The organism is Aliiroseovarius crassostreae, assembly GCF_025137635.1.
GTDB classification, from domain to species: Bacteria; Pseudomonadota; Alphaproteobacteria; order Rhodobacterales; family Rhodobacteraceae; genus Aliiroseovarius; species Aliiroseovarius crassostreae.
The window spans coordinates 2,755,001-2,775,061 of the sequence record NZ_CP080772.1 but is presented as its reverse complement, the minus strand read 5'-3'; the positions used below and the strand labels follow the sequence as shown (position 1 = coordinate 2,775,061).

Genomic DNA, 20,061 nt, shown 5'->3' with positions numbered 1-20,061 from the left:
GGGCAATACAACGGATGGTGTGAGGAATGCGACAAATTTCTCATGAACCATGGTGAAGAATGGAATGATGAGACTGAAGCATTTGCCAAGATAGGCCTGCTTTGTGAATTCTGTTTTGAACGGCTCATCGAGATGAACAAAACGTCATAAGCGCGGACATTGACATGTCCTGGGGCACGACCGCCCCGCCTCGCGCGGCCACCTTTGTGCCAACACTCTCCCTCCCCCACTGACCAAAAAACCACACCTTCCCGCCGCAACGCGCGAAAATAATGGGGTTTTTCTGGACCGCGGCAAATTTGCGGCCTATTGTGGATAAAAACGGGGCGACATGATCCCGATATCTGAGGCAGAAAAAAGACGTTCCAAATGACGTTTCCCGAGCGGTATTCCGGCTTGCCAGCCTATGCATTCCCGCGCCTGCGCGCGCTTCTGGATCACCTCGATCCGGGGGGTGATGTGGTGCATATGACCATTGGCGAACCCAAACACGCCTTCCCCGATTGGGTGATGGGCATCATCAATGAACACGCCCATGAATTCGGGCGCTACCCGACCAATGAGGGCACGCCCGAGCTGCTCTCGGCCATCTCGGGGTTTCTGAAACGTCGGTATGGTGTGGACATGCCCGAGGCGCAGATCATGGCGCTTAACGGCACCCGCGAAGGGTTGCACAACGCCCTTCTGGCGCTCTGCCCCGAGGAAACCGCGCGCGGGCAGCAGCCGATTGTGCTGACGCCGAACCCGTTTTATCAGGTCTATGCCGTGGCCGCGCGCAGCGTCGGGGCAGAGCCGATGTTTGTGCATGCCACCGCGGCCACCGGCCATCTGCCCGATTACACCAGCCTGCCGCCCGAGGTGCTGAACCGGGTCGAAGTGGCCTATATCTGTTCGCCCGCCAACCCGCAGGGCGCGGTGGCAGACCGCGATTACTGGGCCAATCTGATCCAGCTGGCGGAGAAGTTCGATTTCAAGATTTTCGCGGATGAATGTTATTCCGAGATCTACCGTGACACACCGCCCGCCGGTGCCATGGCCGTGGCGCAGGAAGGGGGGGCGGATCCTGAAAGGGTGACGATTTTCCATTCCCTTTCAAAGCGTTCCAACCTGCCGGGGCTGCGTTCGGGTTTTGTCGCCTCCGGGCCGGAAAGCATCGTGCGGATGCGTCGCCTGCGCAATTATGCGGGCGCTCCGATCCCGCTGCCCCTTCAGCGCGTGTCGGAACGGGCATGGTCTGATGACGTGCATGTGGCCGAGAATCGCGCGCTGTATCAGGAGAAATATACCATCGCGGATGAGGTGTTTTCCGGTGTGCCCGGATACATGTCGCCCGAGGCGGGGTTCTTCCTCTGGCTGCCGGTCGAGGATGGAGAGGCGGCGGCCGTGAAGCTTTGGCAAGAGACCGGCGTGCGGGTCCTCCCCGGCGCTTACCTGTCGCGCGAAGTGGACGGGTTCAACCCCGGCAAAGGGTATATTCGGGCCGCGATGGTGGCCCCAAAAGAAGAAATGCGGCGCGGGCTGATCCAGCTTCGTGACTGTCTCTATACGTGAGGTTTGGCGAAATGGCGTTTCAGGCGAAACAACGGAATCCGATCTTTGACAGCACCACCCAGGCGGTGATCGAAAAGCGTGGCAAGGAACTGATCGGCATCGGGTTGATGGTGGCCGGGATTGTCATCGCCTTTATCCTCGGCAGCTACTCGCCCGAGGATCCGGGCTGGATGTCCGCAACCGATGCGCCCGCGAAAAATGCGCTGGGGCTGGTGGGGGCGTTCATTGCTTCACCGCTGTCGGTGATTTCTGGTCTGGGTGCCTGGGTTCTGCCGGTGATCCTCGTGGTTTGGGGGGGGCGTTTTGCATTCCACATGGGCAGCGAACGGGCCGTTTCGCGGGGGATTTTCGCCCCGATTGCCGTCGCGGTTGCTGCTGTTTACGCCTCAACCCTGGTGCCGGGGCCCGAGTGGACCCACAGCTTCGGACTGGGCGGTCTGTTTGGGGATACGGTTCTGGGTGCGTTCCTGGCGGCCCTGCCGGTGACCACCGGGGTCGGGCTGAAGCTGATGTCAATTGTGTCCGCATGCGCCATGCTGGTGGTGCTGGGCTATGCGCTGGGCCTGAACAAGGCTGAGGCAAGCCGGATTGGCCACTTCCTGCTGTTTGGCCTGATCATGAGCTATGCTGGCGTGATGTCGCTCTTGGGCCGTGGTGCCAAAGGGGCCGCAAAAGGTGCCGCCATGGGCGCATCGGTGACTGCAAAGGGGCTTTATGCGCGCCATCAGGCTCGCAAAATGGCCCGCGCCGAAGAACGTGAGCTCGCCGAAGCGGCAGAAGACAGCCTGATTGAGGATGAAGATTTCGCCGCCCCGCCGCCCCTGCGGGCCGCGCGCGTGCGCCGCCCTGAACCCCATATGCAACCGGCCCATGTTGAGCCGCCGATGAGCGCAGCTGCGCTGTCGCAGGACCCGGATCTGCTGATGGCAGCCCCCGCGCCGGAACCGGTGCAGAAACCGGGCCTTCTGGCGGCAATCATGCGCCGTGCGCAGCCGACACCCCCGCCGGAACTGGTGGAGAACCCCGCCTTTGAAGGTGAGATCCCCGAAGGTCTGGGCGGTGAGGATCGTATCAAAGCCAAGGTGGCCAATGCGCTGAAAAACCGCGCCCGCCATGCCCCGATCCCCCATGCCCCCGGCGCCATGCGCAATGAGCCGCCGCTGGAACGTGCCGTGGCGCGCCACCGTCGCAAGCCCGATCCGATGATCCTTGACACCACGCCCGAAGCCCCGATGGTTGAGGCCCCGCTGATGGATGATCCCATGGCGGAGTATGAGGCGATGTCGATGGCAATGCCGCATGACAGCATGCCCGCCGCCATTCCTGTCGCCCCCGCCCCGCAAATGACCGAGGAAGAGGACGATCTGGTGGTGGAAAACCTGATGGATGCGCCCGCGGACGTGCCGCGCGTCTATACCCCGCCCCAGGCCGGGTTCTCGACCCCTGCCAAAAAGGTGGTTCAGCACAACACCCGCAAACCCGCGCAGCCCTCGACACAGGCCAAGGCCGAAGCCCAGCCCAGCCTGAAATTCGACGACAACCGCCCGGAATTCGAAGTTCCGCCACTGGGCCTGCTCACCGATCCGGTCACCATCGACCGCCATCACCTGTCTGACGAGGCGCTTGAGGAAAACGCGCGGATGCTGGAAACGGTGCTGGATGATTATGGCGTCAAAGGTGAGATCGTTTCGGTCCGCCCCGGCCCCGTGGTCACCATGTATGAGCTGGAACCGGCGCCGGGCCTCAAGGCCAGCCGGGTGATTGGCCTGGCGGATGACATCGCGCGCTCGATGTCCGCGCTGTCGGCCCGTGTGTCCACCGTGCCAGGCCGCAGCGTGATCGGCATCGAACTGCCCAATGACAACCGCGAAAAAGTGGTCCTGCGTGAGATCCTCTCGACCCGTGATTTCGGCGACGCCAACATGCGTCTGCCGCTGGCACTGGGCAAGGATATCGGCGGCGACCCCATCGTCGCGAACCTCGCCAAAATGCCCCACCTGCTGATCGCGGGCACCACCGGGTCCGGTAAATCCGTGGCGATCAACACCATGATCCTGTCGCTGCTTTACCGCCTGACACCGGAAGAATGCCGGATGATCATGATCGACCCGAAAATGCTGGAACTTTCCGTTTATGACGGCATCCCGCACCTCCTGTCCCCGGTTGTGACCGACCCGAAAAAGGCCGTGGTCGCGCTCAAATGGGTGGTGGGCGAGATGGAAGATCGCTACCGCAAAATGTCCAAGATGGGTGTGCGCAATATCGAAGGCTACAATGGCCGTGTCGCCGACACGCTGGCCAAAGGTGAGATGTTCGAGCGCACAGTGCAGACCGGTTTTGACGATGAGACCGGCGAGCCGATCTTTGAAAGCGAGGAATTCGCGCCGCAGAAAATCCCCTATATCGTGGTGATCGTCGATGAGATGGCCGACCTGATGATGGTGGCGGGTAAGGAAATCGAGGCGTGTATTCAACGGCTTGCGCAGATGGCGCGGGCGTCCGGTATCCACCTGATCATGGCCACCCAGCGCCCGTCTGTGGACGTGATCACCGGCACGATCAAGGCCAACTTCCCCACCCGGATTTCCTTCCAGGTGACGTCGAAAATCGACAGCCGCACCATTCTGGGCGAACAGGGCGCCGAACAGCTCCTTGGTATGGGGGACATGCTTTACATGGCGGGTGGCGCGCGCATCACCCGTGTGCATGGCCCCTTTGTGTCGGATGAAGAGGTTGAGGAAATTGTCACCTATCTGAAATCCTACGGCCCGCCCGACTATATCGGCGGCGTGGTCGATGGGCCCGATGACGACAAGGCCGACAATATCGACGCGGTGCTTGGCCTGAACACCGGTGGGAATACCAATGGCGAAGATGCACTTTACGATCAGGCGGTGGCGATTGTGATCAAGGATCGCAAATGCTCGACCTCCTATATCCAGCGCAAACTGGGCATCGGGTACAACAAGGCCGCACGCCTGGTTGAACAGATGGAGGACGAAGGTCTTGTGTCGGCGTCCAACCATGTGGGCAAGCGCGAGATTCTGATCCCGGAGCAGCAATAACGGGTCGTTCAAAAACAACTAAAGAGTAATCTAAAGCACCGAACGTAGAGGGCGGAAAAGACCCCCGCGACTCGCGTCGCGCATTTCTGAGGCAGAGACATGATTCAAAGACGTTACACCAGCGATCGCATGAGCAAGATCGTCAAGCATAAAGGGGTGGTTTACCTCTGTGGCCAAGTCGGCAATCGCGGCGACAGCGTGGCGGACCAGACCCGCGAATGCCTGCAACGGGTTGAGGCGCTGCTGGAAGAGGCAGGATCGTCGACCAAACAGATGCTGCAGGCGATCATCTGGCTGGATGATATGAAAGACTTCGATGAGATGAATGCGGTCTGGGACAATTGGGTGCCCAAGGGCCACGCGCCCGCGCGCGCCTGCGGATCGGCCCATCTTGCCAGTCCGGATCTCAAGGTTGAGGTGATCATCACCGCTGCTTACGACGAGTGATTTCTTGCGCCGTGGCCTCCTTTGCCGCGGCGCAAAACTTTAAAGTTCCGGTATTTCACCGTCAGAAACTTTAAACTTCGTCCATTGAAGACCTTAAAAACTTTAAAGTTTCACGGGGCTGCGGCCCTGACTGGCCGTATCCGAATTTCCCGCGTGATGACGTGGTATGACACGCGCATGTTATCGCCTATCACGCGAGGTTCGGGGTTAAATCCTCTGTGGAAAAGGGGCAAACTGGTCCCGAACAGAAGGTAGGATATATGAACGCTTTTCGTATGATGATTGCCGCCGCCGGGGTGATGCTCAGCGCAGCACCCGCTTTGGCCGAGAAACTTTCGCTGAAGGAAATCTCAAGCTATCTCAATGGTTTGCAGACCGCCCAAGCGCAGTTCACCCAGTTGAATGGTGATGGGACGCTGTCCACCGGGACGTTTTATATCAAACGGCCGGGGAAGGCCCGGTTTGAATATAACCCGCCGGAAAAGGCTCTTGTCGTGGTAGGGAGCCAGCAAGTTGCTGTTTTTGATGGGAAATCTAATGCTGGCCCATCGCAATATCCGCTCAGCCGCACACCGCTTTCCGTGATCCTCGCCAAGACGGTTGACCTGTCGCGCGCCAAGATGGTGACGGGGCACAGCTATGACGGCACCGCCACGACCATCACCGCACAGGACCCGGACAACCCGCAATATGGCAATATCAAACTGATGTTCACATCCAGCCCGACAGAGCTGCGCCAATGGATCATCACCGATGACAGCGGCACTGAAACGACGGTGATACTTGGGGAGTTGAACAAGGGGGGTGATCTGCCCAACAAGCTGTTTTCGATCAATCAAGAGATCAGAAAAAGGCAATAAATCAATGGATTAAAGCGTTTCGAGATTAACTTGAGGCACAAGTTGATTTCGTAACGTCCGCAACAGTAACGCCCGCAACATCAGTAGGTTTCGAGCGTTTCGCCTCATTATTGTGCCTCAATAATAAGTCGAAACACTTTACCGGCCCCTTCCGGTTTGGTAGGGGCCGGATCCTGCTTTACCGGCGGCAGCTCAGCAATTGTGAGCGATACATGTAGGAGCGGTCCTGAACACGGTTGGCCACGTTCAAAAGCCAGGTCTTCCCATTGTGGCTACCGCGTAGATACCCGGTGCGTCCTTCGTGATAGGCCAGATATTGCCCTCGCGCATCCGACAGGGGAATCCCGGTCATCTGTGTGGTTTCGGTCATGTACCAGCCCATGAAATCCGTGGCATCGCGAATGTCCGTGCGCTTGGCACCGCGCCCCCCTTCTGTCCGCTGATATTCTTTCCAGGTGGCATCCAGAGCCTGTGCATAGCCATAGGCCGAGCTCTGCCGTCCCATTGGCAAAACGCCCAGAACATATTTCACCGGGGTGCGGGCATCGGCCACGAATTTTGATTCCTGATGGATCACGGCCATCTGCACATGCACCGGAACCCCCCATTTTCGCTGGGCTTTTTTCATAGCCCGATAAATTTTGGGCTTCTGTTTGATAATGCTGCACGCGTTGTCCAGATTGCGTGGTGCCTTTGATCCGCCGCCGCCACAGGCTGCGAGGACGCCTAAAACAAGGCCGCTAATGACTACGGTGCGAAGAAAGCTGCTCATCTGCCTAACTCGCTATTGTTTGTTATTGGTCCCAGCATACACGGTTTGCGAGGGCTTGAAAACGGACCAACTGATCACAAATGAGGGGGTCGAGAGATGATGCGCGAGACGGTCCGAAGGAGAGGCGGAAAGTTGCTACCTGCTGATGAAGGACAATTTGTTTCTAATATTTCCGGCCTCCATGCATGGACCCTCGGGTGTTAACGCGGTAGTAACGGATATAGGGGCTAAAAGATGTTGAAGACACACGCGAAATATCACCTGGGCCAAATTGTGCGCCACCGCAAACATCCGTTTCGCGGGGTGATTTTTGATGTCGATGCCATGTTTTCGAACACCGAGGAGTGGTATGACGCCATCCCCGAGGACAGCCGCCCCTCAAAAGATCAGCCCTTCTATCATCTGCTCGCCGAAAACGATCAGAGCTATTATGTGGCTTACGTGTCCGAACAGAACCTGATTGCGGATTATTCCGGAGAGCCGGTGAGCCACCCTGATCTGCCCGATATGTTCGGTGAATTTGAGGACGGGCAATACCCGCTGCATTTTCAACTGAACTGATCCGAAAACCCTTTGTTTTCAATCAGTAACCGATAGCGCAGCCATCTTTTCGATGATCTGATGCCCCCATCAGGACGCCCCTTTGATGGTCGATTCTAATGGCCTGTCCACCACCGATCGGGACCTCTGGGATTTCAACACGGTGTCCCATTTCAACCAATCTGGCGGCCACAGTATCCGGGTAAGCCCGCTCCAGCTTCAATATGTTTCCATCGGCAAATGCCCGCGGACCATCAATGGCGGACTGAATATCCATGCCATAATCCACCAGATTGCTGAGGAAACGGGCATGTCCCGTGGGTTGGTAGGCGCCCCCCATGACACCAAAGGGCAGAATGACTTTTCCATGCTGGCGAATCATCCCCGGGATAATCGTGTGCATCGGGCGCTTTCCACCATTTGCTTCGTTCGGATGACCGGGGATCAGGTTGAAACCTGCGCCTCGGTTTTGAAACAGAATGCCAAATTTATCTGATGCCAACCCGGATCCGAAGCTGTGGAAAATCGAGTAGATCAGCGAAACAGACATCAGATTCTGATCGACCACCGTGAGGTAAACAGTGTCTTTGTGAACCGCTTCTGAAACCCTAGCGGCTGAGTGCAGAGCCTTTGTTGGGTGAATGCGAGCGGCAAGTTTTTCCGCGGTGTCGGTGGAAATCATGTGGTCCAGCCGTGTGGACAGGGACGGGTCGGCGATAAAGCGATCCCGGGCGTCATAGGCCAGCTTGGCCACTTCGGCCTCAATATGGATGCGGGCCGCACCTTCTGCGCGCAGATCCGGAAGATTGAAACACTCCAGCATCTTGGCCATGAGAATCGCGGTTGCACCTTGCCCATTTGGGGGGTGCTCAACCAACTCAGTTCCCTTGTAGAAACCGGAAATCGGATCTGTATAGAAGCTTGCCGTTTCGGCAAAATCCTGCATCTCGTGGGTTCCCCCGAGCGCGCGCAGGCTATCCACCATGTCTTGCGCCACCTCGCCGGTGTAGAAGCCTTCCCGTCCTTGTTGCGCAATGCGTCGCAAAACGGCGGCCTGCTTTGGGGCGCGAAAAAGGTCGCCGGGCAAAGGGGCGTGTCCCGATTTGAGATAAAAGCTCGTGGCGGCCCCTTGCAAAATATTGCTTCGGGCAGCGATGTCCCAGTCGAATGCTACGCGCGGTGCCACCGGGACACCTTGTTCGGCGTATTGAATTGCGGGGGCAAGGATCTGCTCAAGTCCGAGCTTACCCCAGTCCGCAGACAGGCGGCAAAAGGCGTCGATTGCGCCCGGAATAGTGACGGATTGGGCATCGCGCAGGGGCATGGCCTTGTGGCCTGACTGACGCAAGGTTTCTGCCTCCAAACCCGCTGGCGCCTTGCCTGAGCCGTTCAGGGCAATGATCTCATCAGAATTTGGGGGAGACAAAAGTGCAAAACAGTCGCCACCGATTCCAGCCATGGCGGGTTCGCAGATTCCCAGTAGAAAGGCTGCGGCCAAGGCTGCGTCCACCGCATTTCCTCCGGCTTTCAAAATGTCGAGCGCTGTCTGGGCTGCAAGAGGGTGGGATGTTGCACAGATTGCGTTGGGGGCAAAAACAGGGGAGCGTCCTGGCAAATGAAAATCGCGCAAGTTCAAACCTCAACACGGTTGTTTACGGGGAGGATAGCGTGATCTTACTGATCATTGCCGGGATTTCAAACCGCCCTGAAGCAGTGCGATAATCTTGGTTGGAAAATGCGTTGAGTGTTTCCCCGACGCCGCGAACTGGGTGGGGGCTGTGATTTGCGGCATCGGGGCAAGCTCTTACGCTACCAGATCACATTGTCATTTGTTTCTGTCTGCAAAAGGGTGGAACTGGGGCAATTTGGGGGCGAGTGTGTAAGGTTCCAAATGCAGTTAAGTCAAATTGATTGCAGAAGAGACTTGAGAGACAGAGAAAACGCCCCCGAAAGAAATGGGAGCGTTTGGGCGACCCATTTGTACACAGGTCAGTTTTAGGACAGGCTGTTCTCCAGTGGAATGGAGCAGGTCATCTTGTTCTGGGAGCCGCTACGATCATAGCTTAGGTTTTGTGTTAACTCGCGAATGAGAAACCACCCGAAACCACCTTCGGGTAGATTGCTATCCATCTGTTCAAGATCATAAGGTTCGCCCTCCGGAAGTTCACCGTTCGGCATCGGGTGCCCGTCATCCAGAATACTGATCCACAGGTCACTGCCTTGTCGGTGCAAAGTGACCTCGATTACGCCTGAAAGGTCGCGATAGGCGTGTTCCACCACGTTGTTCAGCGCTTCAGCCAAGACAATTTCTAAGGTGCCCTGGATGTCATCACGGATACCAAGGGTTTCCAGCTGATCCCTTATGGATTGCAAGGCGTCGCGCACGGCCAACGCGTCACCTGGGAACACCAAGTTCAGCCCGGAATGTGCGGCCGCTGTGGTGCCAGAATTGATATCGCGTGCGTGGCCCATGAATGACAGGCTTTCAAACTGCATTTTCCATGCCGCCATCCAAGGCAGATTGCAGGTCGGCATGGATGGTGAAAACAGTGTCCATTCGGGTCAGTCGAAACACCCGCGTGACGGTTTGCGACAGGCAGGCCAGTTCAAGTTTGGAGTCTGCGTCCACTTGTTTAAGGGAGGCCACGACGGCGCCCAGTCCGCTGGAATCAATGAACTCGACCTTTGTCATGTCCAGAATGTTACGCTTTGGACCTCCATCGGTCAGCTCTCGCATCTTGTCTTTGAACGCAATTGCGATCGCAGCATCAATACGACTTTCGCCCATGGTGATGACACGGGTTTGGCCGAAATCTTCAAAGGTCAGTTGCACGTCAAATCTCCTTACGGTGTGGGTTCACTCTCTCATACGCCGCACAAACCCGTTTGGATCTCGTTGTTACGGCGGGTCACTTTCGAATGAGACTAGACGTGGATCGTTACCATTCGGTAAGCGGAAGGCAGGAATTTCAAGGAATTGGAGAGGGCCATGAAGAATGTTGTGATTGCCGGGGCATCTCGTACCCCGATGGGAGGCTTTCAGGGGGCTTTCACCGGTGTGACCGCGTCTGAGCTGGGCGGTGCTGCGATCAAGGCTGCTCTTGAAGACGCAGGTGCCAAGCCGGACCAGATCGAAGAGTTGCTGATGGGCTGTGTGCTGCCTGCCGGCCAGGGGCAGGCCCCTGCGCGTCAGGCCGGTTTTGCCGCCGGGCTTGGTCAAGACGTGCCTGCGACAACCCTGAACAAAATGTGTGGCTCCGGTATGAAGACCACGATGATTGCCTTTGATCAGGTGGCCCTGGGTGCCACCGACATCATGGTTGCCGGCGGCATGGAGAGCATGACCGAAGCACCCTATATCCTGCCCAAAATGCGCAGCGGGGCCCGCATTGGTCATGGCGCCGTGGTGGACCACATGTTCCTTGATGGTCTGGAAGATGCTTATGACAAGGGCCGCCTGATGGGCACCTTTGCCGAAGACTGCGCCGAGAAGTTTCAATTCACCCGCGAGGCGCAGGATGAATATGCGCTGAAATCGCTGTCAAACGCGCTGGAGGCACAGAAATCCGGGGGGTTTGAGGGTGAGATTGCTCCGGTTTCCATCAAGACCCGCAAGGGCGAAGTTGTCGTCAGCGAAGATGAACAGCCCGGCAATGCCCGGCCCGAAAAAATCCCGGCGCTGAAGCCTGCATTCAAGAAAGATGGCACCGTCACCGCAGCCAACGCATCGTCGATTTCCGACGGGGCCGCGGCGCTGGTTGTCGCGTCAGAGGAGGCGGCGCAGGCAGCGGGCCTCAAAATCCGTGCGCGTATTGTTGGCCATGCCAGCCATGCTCAGGAACCGGGCTGGTTCACCACCGCGCCTGTGCCTGCGGCGCAAAAATTGCTCGACCGCCTGGGGTGGAAAGCGGAAGATGTGGACCTGTGGGAAGTGAACGAAGCTTTTGCCGTGGTGCCGATGGCGTTCATGCATGAATTTGGGCTGTCTCGCGATAAGGTCAATGTGAATGGCGGCGCCTGCGCGCTGGGCCACCCGATTGGCGCCTCCGGTACGCGCATTATCGTGACGCTTCTGAACGCGATGGAGAAGCGCGGGCTGAAACGGGGCGTTGCCGCAATCTGCATCGGGGGCGGCGAAGGCACTGCAATTGCAATTGAACGCGACTGATCGCTGATCTTATAAGGGAAAGGGCGCGGCAGGGTTCCGCGCCCTTTTTGCTGCAAAGTCAGGAGCCCCCATGTCCCGTATCAATTATACCGACCTCGCCAAAACCATCGCGTCTCTGACCGAAGGCGAAACCGATGACGTGGCGTTGATGGCAACGGTGACGTGTGAATTGCACCACGCGGATGACCGGTTCGACTGGACCGGGTTTTACCGTGTCACAGAACCGGGAGTGTTGAAGATCGGGCCCTACCAGGGCGGTCACGGCTGTCTCACAATCCCATTTTCACGCGGTGTTTGCGGTGCGGCCGCGCGCACCGGAGAGGTGCAGCTGGTTCCTGATGTTGATGCCTTTCCCGGCCACATCGCCTGTGCCAGCTCAACCCAATCAGAACTGGTCCTGCCGGTTCACAACCGGACCGGTGATGTCATCGCTGTGCTTGATATCGACAGCAACCAGCCTGCAGCCTTTACCGAGGAGGACGCAGAGAAACTCTCTCAAATCCTCGCCGCCACCTTCGCGCGCTGACCGCCCATTTTCCTTTTTCTTGCTGAAAATACCTCGGGGTGAGCGCGCAAGCGCGAGGGGCAGCGCCCCTTGATGACTTGAGTAAAACTCCCCCACGCCTGTTCATGTCAGACCGCCAGCACGGGGAAAGCTGTCGAACCTGTTCCGAATGCGACGGGCTGAATGTCGTTTTTTTGTTTGCATGAGGGCCCTCTCCACGCCATCGTGAAAAAAAGCGTGAAAATTTCACGTCTCATTTCATACTAGCGCCAAGCCTGAAGGGATGCGTCCCGCCGGGCCAAAGGAAAGGGCACGACGTGCTGCAAACCGACCCGACAAAACCGCAAAGCCTCGGGGCTGATTTGCGCGCGCTTCGTAAGCAGCGCAACCTGACCTTGACCGAGCTTGCAGAGCGACTGGGCCGTTCCGTGGGGTGGCTCAGCCAGGTGGAACGCGACATGTCGGATCCTTCGATTTCCGACCTGCGCGCCATTGCCAAAGCCTTGGGCGTGCCAATGTCCCTCTTGTTTGCCCACGTCTCGGCACCGGCAGAGGAAAAGGGATATGTGGTGCGAGAGGGAAGCCGCCGTCCGATGGGATCTGGCGATGAGGGGCTGCGCGAAGAGCTTCTGTCGCCGGACCTGACCGATGATTTTGAAATGGTGCATTCCACGTTTGCCCCGAAATCCGCGATGCAGACCCCGGCCAATCGCCCCACGCAAGAGGTGGGCTACATCATCTCCGGCAGGCTTGATCTGGTGATTGGTGGACGCTCCTTCTCCGTGGGGCCCGGGGACAGTTTTCGCATCAAGCATGAACCTTATGAATGGGCCAATCCCTATGACGAACCGGCGGTGGCGATCTGGGTGATCGCACCTCCGGTTTACTGAGCACGCCGATGAAAATCAGGCACCAAGACACCGTTGATACCGCCGTTGGTTGTGTGGCGGGTCAAACTCCCGGTGGGTCGAGCAATCGACGCCAACTGACCCCGTTCAGAGGGGTGTGTCCCTCTGAACGGGGGACTTTGGGGGAACTGGCCAAAGGAACTGGCCCAAGAAACTGGACAGGAGAAAAGACATGATCAGGGGGAGCTGCCTCTGCGGCGCCATTCATTTTGAAACGGATGCCAAACCCAAAGGGGCCTCGATGTGTCATTGCTCGCAATGCCGCAAACAGTCGGGCGGGATCTGGTCGTCTGCTCAGGTGCCTGCGCAGGAGATCACCATTACCGGCCCTGTCAGCTGGTATCAGGCCAGCCCACAGGCCAATCGCGGTTCCTGTCCCACATGCGGTGCCTTCCTGTTCTGGCAGGGCGTCGGTGAGGACAATATCAGCTTCTCACTTGGTGCCGTGGATGGTCCGACCGGGCTTGCGCTCGAGAAACACATCTTTGTGGCCGACAAGGGGGATTACTACCAGATCGCCGATGGCTTGCCGCAGGAGGATCAATAATGCTCGAGACGCTTTTTGCCATGGATCCCTGGGTGATCATCACCTTTATCGGGGCGTCGATCATCCTTTATGTCACCCCCGGCCCGGACATGATGTTCATCATTGCCAGCAGCATCAAGGGCGGGGCAAAGGCCGGAGTGATGGCCACCGCCGGGATCATTCTGGGCGTGTTTTGCCACGTCATTCTGGCGGCAGCAGGGCTGGCGGTGCTGATCGCGGCCTCGCCCATCGCGCTTGATGTGATCCGATACGCCGGCGCTGGGTATCTGGCGTGGCTGGCCTGGAGCAGCTGGCGCTCGGTTGAACCCGCATCAAAGCGTGAAGGGCGGGCGGATTTGTGGCGCGCATTCCGCCGGGGGTTTGTCACCAACATCCTGAACGTCAAAGTGATCCTCTTCATCCTCGCCTTCCTGCCGCAATTCATTCGCCCCGAGGTGGGGCCAGAGTGGCACCAGATTGTGATCCTTGGCGTGATTCTTGCGATCGGAGGGTTTGTCGCGGACGCGCTGATCGGCGTGTTTGCCGGTCTCGCCGCAGACCGTATCCGCCGCTCCGCCCGCCTCATGAACCGCATTTCGGCCGTGATTTTCGGCGCGCTGGCCGCCCGACTGGTCCTCAACTGAACACAGAAAAAGAACACTCGCATCACAGGGAGACTGCAATGTCTGACTTTCCAACCAAAGCCCGCGTTGTCATCATTGGCGGTGGTGTCGTCGGTGCCTCGACGCTTTACCACCTCGGCCTGAAAGGCTGGACCGATTGTGTCCTTCTGGAAAAGAACGAGCTGACCGCCGGGTCCACCTGGCATGCGGCGGGCAACGTGCCGACCTTTTCGACCTCATGGGCGATCATGAATATGCAGCGTTACTCGACCGAGCTGTATGCCCGTCTGGGCGAAGAGGTCGACTACCCGATGAACTACCACCAGACCGGATCAATCCGTCTGGCGCACACCAAGGAACGGATGCAGGAATTTGAACGCGCCTGTTCGATGGGTCGTTATCAGGGGATCGAGATGGAGATCTGGACGCCGGAACAGGCGAAGGAAAAATACCCCTTCCTTGAGATCCATGATCTGGCCGGTGTTCTTTGGGACCCGTCGGATGGCGACATCGACCCGGCGCAGGTCACACAAGCCCTTGCAAAAGGTGCGCGCGACATGGGCCAGAAGATCCTGCGCTTCACCCCGGCCACCGGCGTCACTCAGAAAGAAGACAAGACCTGGATTGTGCACACGGAAAAGGGCGACATTGACTGTGATTACGTGGTCAACGCGGCGGGCTATTATGCCCAGCGTGTGGGTGAGATGTTCAAGCCCTATGGCGGGCGCACCGTGCCGATGATGGTGATGGAGCATCAGTATCTGCTGACCGAACAGATCCCCGAGATCGAGGCCCACACCAAAAAGACCGGCAAAAAGCTTCCCCTGATCCGCGACGTGGATGTGTCCTATTATCTGCGTCAGGAAAAGCACGGCTATAACCTTGGCCCCTATGAACCGAACTGCAAGGCGCATTGGCTGGGCGAAGACAAGATGCCAGAGGATTTCAGCTTCCAGCTCTGGCAGCAGGATCTGGACCGGATTGAGGATATCGTCGTTGACGCCATGGCCCGCGTGCCGTTGATGGAAAGCTCGGGCGTGTCCAGCGTGATCAACGGCCCGATCCCCTATGCCCCTGATGGCCTGCCGCTGATGGGGCCGATGCCGGGCGTCGAGAATGCGTTTGAGGCCTGTGTTTTCACCTTCGGCATTGCCCAGGGCGGCGGCGCCGGGAAGGTCATGGCAGAATGGATCGTCGATGGCGCGACCGAGTGGGATATGTGGGCGGTCGATCCGCGCCGCTATACCGACTACACCGATCAGGACTATTGCGACCAGAAAGGGATGGAGGTCTACGGCAACGAATACGCCATGCATTTCCCCCATCATGAATGGCCCGCCGCGCGCGACAAAAAGCTTTCGCCGGTCCACGCGAAGGTCAAGGAACTGGGCGGTGTAATGGGGGCCTATAATGGCTGGGAGCGCGCCAATTGGTTTGCGCAACCCGGTGATGATACCTCACTTGAGGCAACCCATACCTGGGGCCGCTCCGGCCCGTGGGAGAGCCGCATCAAGGAGGAATGCGAAGCGGTGCGGGATGGTGTCGGTGTGCTCGATCTGCCCGGCTTCTCACGTTTCGACCTTGAAGGTGAAGGCGCGGCAGAATTCCTGCGCACCCGCATCACCGGGGCGCTTCCGAAAGCGGGCCGCATGAACCTTGTCTATTTCGCCGATGACCGGGGGCGGATCCTGACCGAAATGTCCTGCATGCGTCATGGCGAAGACCACTTTACCATGATCACCGCGGCATCTGCCCAGTGGCATGACTTTGAGGTGCTGAAAAAGGGCCTGCCCACCGGTGTTTCGCTGACAGATCATTCGACCGAGTTCGGAACCATGATCGTGACCGGTCCCCAAACCCGCGAGATGTTTGAGGCAATCGGCACGGATGCCGACCTGTCGCGGGGTTGGCTCACGCATCAGGATGCCACAGTGGCCGGCACCCCCTGTCGTTTGGTCCGTGTCTCCTTCGCTGGAGAGCTTGGCTGGGAGGTGCATTGCGCCAACGAACACCAACCCGCAATCTATGACGCCCTGCTGGGCGCGGGCGCCAAACCCTTCGGCATGTATGCGCTCGACAGCCTGCGACTGGAGAAAGGCTACCGCACTTGGAAAGGTGATCTGTCGACCGATTACTCGATGTTCGAAGGTGGGCTGGAGCGGTTTGTGCGCCTCGACAAGCCACAGGACTTCCCGGGCAAAGCCGCGCTTCTGGCGGAAAAACAGCAAGGGTCGAAAAAGCGCTTTGTCACCATGGTGGTGGACGCAGGCGACTGTGATGCACCCTATATGTCCTGCGTCTGGTCCGGGGATGAGATCGTTGGTGAAACCACGTCTGGCGGTTGGGGCTATCGTGTGAACAAGTCGATTGCCTACGGCATGGTGCGCCCGGAACTGGCCACCCCCGGCACCGAACTTAAGGTCGAGATCTACGGCGAGAAACGCAAAGCCGTGGTCCAACCGGACCAACCGCTCTGGGATCCTGACAATACCCGGATCCGCGCCTGACCGGCAAAGCCGCGTCCTTCCCCCTTTTTCTTGCCTGAAATACCTCGGGGGGAGGACGCAGTCCGGGGGGCAGCGCCCCCTTCCAGACAGGAGGACACTCATGACCGATCCGGCAAAGAGCGTGCCCGTGCATGTCGACATCCTCATTGCAGATGATTTTGTCCTGACCGAACTGACCGCCGTGGTCGAGGTGATGCGGCTGAGCAATCGGGTGACCGCGAAAAAGGCTTTCAGCTGGACGTTTCGCGCCCGCACCCCCGGTCCCACGCGATGTCGGGCCGAGGCGACTGTCATGGCTGAGGCGATCCCCGAGAAACCCCGGGCGGACTATCTTTTTGTCATTGGTAATTCAAACCCCGATCACCCGGAACTGTCCATCAAACCGGTGATCAAATCCTACATGTGGTCCGGGGCCAAGGTGGTGCTTCTGGCTGAGGCCGCCAGCCGTTATATTGCCGAAACCGGTGAGCAGGGTAAACATCACACGACCCATTGGGAAAACCGCGCTGTCCTGAATGAGCGGGGCACGCCGGGAAGCGGCTCTTATGCGCTGGCGGCGGATGACGGGCGCCTGATCACCAGTGCGGGTATGGGCTCGACCTTTGATCTGGCGCTCTCCCTTCTGGGGCAGCATGTCTCTGCGGCTGCGATCACCACGGTGTCGGATATCCTGTTGCACGAAAACATCCGTGCGCTCACCAGCCTGCAACCCTTTGGCGGCAAGCAATTGTCCGTCACCGGCAACAAGGCGCTGGATCAATGTATCGAACTGATGCAGGCCAATCTGGATGAGCCTTTGCGCATTTCCGAACTGGTGGACCTGCTGGGGATCTCGGAACGGTCTCTCGAACGCCATTTCCGGGCCCATTTCGATATCACCCCCAATGCGTATTACCGTGAGCTGCGGCTCAACCATGCCAATACGCTCCTGCTCAATACCCGCATGTGTGTGCGGGATGTGGGGCTGGCCTGTGGGTTTCCAAACGGGTTCTCCTCGCTCTTTCACCGCCATTTCGGCGTGACCCCAACCGCGTGGCGCAGGCAGGGGGATGGATTGCGGATCTATGTCTGATAGCCGACAAATCTGGCGGAAATCAGATATAATGAACACAGGACCCATGCCACTCTCATCCAGCAACGCGAAATGCGACTCTGGTGTTTGTCTTTGATTGGAGGGAAGACATGAGCAATCTGCCGCAAAAGGCCCGTGTGGTTATTATTGGGGGAGGGGTGATTGGCTGCTCGGTGGCCTATCACCTGACCAAGAAAGGCTGGACGGATGTTGTGCTGCTGGAACGCAAGCAACTGACGTCGGGCACCACCTGGCATGCGGCCGGCCTGATTGCCCAGCTGCGCGCGACGGCCAATATGACCAAGCTCGCGAAATATTCGCAGGAGCTTTACGGATCCCTGGAAGAAGAAACCGGTGTCGCCACCGGGTTCAAGCGCTGCGGGTCGATCACGGTGGCCCTGACCGAAGAGCGCCGCGAAGAGATCTACCGCCAGGCCGCCATGGCGCGCGCCTTTGGGGTTGAGGTGGAAGAGATCTCAGCCGCGCGGGTGAAAGAGATGTATCCGCATCTGAATGTCGAGGATGTGAAGGGGGCGGTCTACCTGCCGAAAGACGGGCAGGGCGACCCCGCCAATATCGCGCTGGCCCTGGCCAAGGGGGCGCGCCAGCGGGGCGGTATCGTCAAGGAGCGCATCAAGGTTACGGATGTGACCAAAGAGGGGCGTCGCGTCACCGGTGTCGACTGGGTGTCGGATAATGGCACGGAAAGCGGCCATATTGAATGTGACATGGTGGTGAACTGTGCGGGCATGTGGGGCCATCAGGTGGGCCGCATGACCGGCACCAATGTGCCGCTTCATGCCTGTGAGCACTTCTATATCGTGACCGAAGCCATCGACGGGCTGACGCAACTGCCGGTGCTGCGGGTGCCGGATGAATGTGCCTATTATAAAGAAGACGCGGGCAAGATGCTTCTGGGGGCCTTTGAACCCAACGCAAAGCCGTGGGCGATGGATGGTATCCCCGACACGTTCGAATTCGACCAGCTTCCCGAAGACTTCGATCATTTCGAGCCAATCCTGGAAGCGGCCTGCAACCGGATGCCGATGCTGGCCGAAGCGGGTATTCACACCTTCTTCAACGGGCCGGAGAGCTTTACCCCTGATGATGCCTATCACCTTGGTCTTGCGCCGGAGATGGACAATGTCTGGGTCGCAGCTGGCTTTAACTCGATCGGCATCCAGTCCGCCGGTGGGGCGGGTCATGCGCTGGCCGAATGGATGGACAGTGGTGAGAAACCGTTTGATCTGGGGGACGTGGATATCAGCCGGATGCAGCCGTTCCAGGGTAATAAGACATATCTGTATGAGCGTTCGAAGGAAACGCTGGGCCTGCTTTATGCCGATCACTTCCCCTATCGGCAAAAGGCCACCGCGCGCGGTGTGCGCCGCACCCCGTTCCATCACCACCTGAAGGAACAGGGCGCTGTCTTTGGTGAGCTGGCCGGGTGGGAACGCGCCAACTGGTTTGCCAGTGAAGGTCAGGAGCGGGAATACCAGTATTCCTGGAAGCGCCAGAACTGGTTTGAGAACTCCGCCGCTGAACACCGTGCTGTGCGTGAAAATGTCGGCATGTATGACATGTCCTCTTTCGGCAAAATTCGCGTCGAAGGCCCGGATGCGGAACGGTTCCTGAATTATGTGGGGGGCGGCGATTACGCGGTGCCCAACGGCAAGATCGTCTATACCCAGTTCCTGAACCGCAAAGGTGGGATCGAGGCCGACGTGACTGTGACCCGCCTGACGGAAACCGCCTATCTCGTGGTGACCCCGGCGGCGACCCGTCTGGCGGATCAGACCTGGATGGAACGCCACAAAGGTGACTTCAACGTGGTGATCACCGATGTGACCGCGGGGGAAGGCGTGCTGGCGATCATGGGGCCGAATGCGCGAACGTTGCTCGAAAAGGTCTCTCCCGCCGATTTCACCAACGCCACCAACCCGTTTGGCACCGCGCAGGAGATCGAGATCGGCATGGGCCTCGCCCGTGCGCACCGCGTGACCTATGTGGGGGAACTCGGGTGGGAGCTATATGCCTCTGCCGACATGGCCGGACACATGTTCGAAACCCTCTGGGAGGCCGGGCAGGATCTGGGCCTGAAACTGTGCGGCATGCATATGATGGACAGTTGTCGGATCGAAAAGGGTTATCGCCATTTTGGCCACGACATCACCTGTGAGGATCACGTGGTTGATGCGGGGCTGGGGTTTGCGGTGAAGACCGACAAGGGCTGTGACTTCATCGGCCGCGAGGCGGTGATTGCCCGTAAGGAAACCGGACCCAAGGCCCGTCTGGTGCAGTTCAAACTGACCGATGCCGAACCGCTCTTGTTCCACAATGAACCGATCCTGCGGGATGGCGAATATGTGGGCTATCTCAGCTCGGGCAATTACGGCCACACGCTTGGTGGCGCCATTGGTCTTGGCTATGTGCCCTGCGAAGGTGAGAAAGCAGCCGAGGTGCTTGCCTCAAGCTATGAGATCGACGTCTGTGGTGTGAAGGTGAAGGCAGAGGCGT

17 protein-coding genes (1 of these 17 running past the window's edge) are annotated in these 20,061 nt (G+C 58.5%); 13 read left to right on the top strand and 4 right to left on the bottom strand.

Annotated features, from left to right (window positions below):
• The first annotated feature begins 369 nt into the window (after positions 1-369).
• The 4 genes from K3J57_RS13265 to K3J57_RS13250 all read left to right on the top strand — a co-directional run bounded on the left by K3J57_RS13265 (position 370) and on the right by K3J57_RS13250 (position 5,923).
• Complete coding sequence (locus K3J57_RS13265; RefSeq protein WP_259796268.1) at positions 370-1,551, top strand: aminotransferase class I/II-fold pyridoxal phosphate-dependent enzyme; 1,182 nt, start codon at positions 370-372, stop codon at positions 1,549-1,551.
• Positions 1,552-1,562: 11 nt separating this feature from the next.
• The gene (locus K3J57_RS13260; RefSeq protein ID WP_259796266.1) at positions 1,563-4,616 is read left to right on the top strand and encodes a DNA translocase FtsK; all 3,054 of its coding nucleotides are present in this window, start codon (positions 1,563-1,565) and stop codon (positions 4,614-4,616) included.
• A 99-nt stretch (positions 4,617-4,715) separates the two neighbouring features.
• Positions 4,716-5,063, top strand: coding sequence for a RidA family protein (locus tag K3J57_RS13255; protein WP_055192981.1), 348 nt, complete (start codon positions 4,716-4,718; stop codon positions 5,061-5,063).
• 260 nt (positions 5,064-5,323) lie between these two features.
• On the top strand, positions 5,324-5,923 hold the full coding sequence (locus tag K3J57_RS13250; RefSeq protein ID WP_259785152.1) for a LolA family protein: 600 nt from the start codon (positions 5,324-5,326) through the stop codon (positions 5,921-5,923).
• A gap of 178 nt (positions 5,924-6,101) precedes the next feature.
• On the opposite strand, the gene K3J57_RS13245 is transcribed toward K3J57_RS13250, so the two are convergent.
• Positions 6,102-6,695, bottom strand: a complete 594-nt coding sequence (locus K3J57_RS13245; RefSeq protein WP_259776054.1) for a transglycosylase SLT domain-containing protein — start codon at positions 6,693-6,695, stop codon at positions 6,102-6,104.
• Between the two features lie 234 nt (positions 6,696-6,929).
• Between K3J57_RS13245 and hspQ the strand changes: the two genes are divergently transcribed.
• Positions 6,930-7,256, top strand: a complete 327-nt coding sequence (hspQ, locus tag K3J57_RS13240) for a heat shock protein HspQ (RefSeq protein WP_055192984.1) — start codon at positions 6,930-6,932, stop codon at positions 7,254-7,256.
• A 22-nt stretch (positions 7,257-7,278) separates the two neighbouring features.
• Here the strand turns inward: hspQ and K3J57_RS13235 are convergent, their stop codons facing one another.
• From K3J57_RS13235 to K3J57_RS13225, 3 genes are all read right to left on the bottom strand, one after another.
• Positions 7,279-8,865: a gamma-glutamyltransferase family protein gene (locus tag K3J57_RS13235; protein WP_259792327.1), complete on the bottom strand. Its 1,587-nt coding sequence runs from the start codon at positions 8,863-8,865 to the stop codon at positions 7,279-7,281.
• Between the two features lie 365 nt (positions 8,866-9,230).
• Positions 9,231-9,746, bottom strand: coding sequence for an ATP-binding protein (locus K3J57_RS13230; protein ID WP_259785150.1), 516 nt, complete (start codon positions 9,744-9,746; stop codon positions 9,231-9,233).
• The gene (locus K3J57_RS13225) at positions 9,721-10,068 is read right to left on the bottom strand and encodes an STAS domain-containing protein (RefSeq protein ID WP_259773377.1); all 348 of its coding nucleotides are present in this window, start codon (positions 10,066-10,068) and stop codon (positions 9,721-9,723) included. Before K3J57_RS13225 ends, K3J57_RS13230 begins: the two co-directional genes overlap by 26 nt.
• Positions 10,069-10,224: 156 nt before the next feature.
• Between K3J57_RS13225 and K3J57_RS13220 the strand changes: the two genes are divergently transcribed.
• The 8 genes from K3J57_RS13220 to K3J57_RS13185 form a co-directional block, all read left to right on the top strand.
• Positions 10,225-11,403: a thiolase family protein gene (locus K3J57_RS13220; RefSeq protein WP_259776051.1), complete on the top strand. Its 1,179-nt coding sequence runs from the start codon at positions 10,225-10,227 to the stop codon at positions 11,401-11,403.
• A 70-nt stretch (positions 11,404-11,473) separates the two neighbouring features.
• The gene (gene msrC / locus K3J57_RS13215) at positions 11,474-11,929 is read left to right on the top strand and encodes a free L-methionine (R)-S-oxide reductase MsrC (RefSeq protein WP_259796264.1); all 456 of its coding nucleotides are present in this window, start codon (positions 11,474-11,476) and stop codon (positions 11,927-11,929) included.
• A 299-nt stretch (positions 11,930-12,228) separates the two neighbouring features.
• Positions 12,229-12,798, top strand: coding sequence for a helix-turn-helix domain-containing protein (locus K3J57_RS13210; protein ID WP_375542845.1), 570 nt, complete (start codon positions 12,229-12,231; stop codon positions 12,796-12,798).
• A gap of 190 nt (positions 12,799-12,988) precedes the next feature.
• Complete coding sequence (locus K3J57_RS13205) at positions 12,989-13,363, top strand: GFA family protein (protein WP_259796258.1); 375 nt, start codon at positions 12,989-12,991, stop codon at positions 13,361-13,363.
• Positions 13,363-13,986, top strand: a complete 624-nt coding sequence (locus tag K3J57_RS13200) for a LysE family translocator (RefSeq protein WP_259796256.1) — start codon at positions 13,363-13,365, stop codon at positions 13,984-13,986. The genes K3J57_RS13205 and K3J57_RS13200 overlap by 1 nt, the downstream gene beginning before the upstream one ends.
• 38 nt (positions 13,987-14,024) lie before the next feature.
• Positions 14,025-16,472, top strand: a complete 2,448-nt coding sequence (locus K3J57_RS13195) for a GcvT family protein (RefSeq protein ID WP_259796253.1) — start codon at positions 14,025-14,027, stop codon at positions 16,470-16,472.
• Between the two features lie 100 nt (positions 16,473-16,572).
• The gene (locus K3J57_RS13190; protein WP_259796251.1) at positions 16,573-17,544 is read left to right on the top strand and encodes a GlxA family transcriptional regulator; all 972 of its coding nucleotides are present in this window, start codon (positions 16,573-16,575) and stop codon (positions 17,542-17,544) included.
• A 110-nt stretch (positions 17,545-17,654) separates the two neighbouring features.
• A protein-coding gene (locus tag K3J57_RS13185) for a GcvT family protein (RefSeq protein ID WP_259796248.1) crosses the window boundary here: on the top strand, positions 17,655-20,061 show its 5' portion. It continues 47 nt past the right edge of the window; the window shows 2,407 of its 2,454 coding nt (coding positions 1-2,407); it begins with the start codon at positions 17,655-17,657; the stop codon falls past the right edge of the window.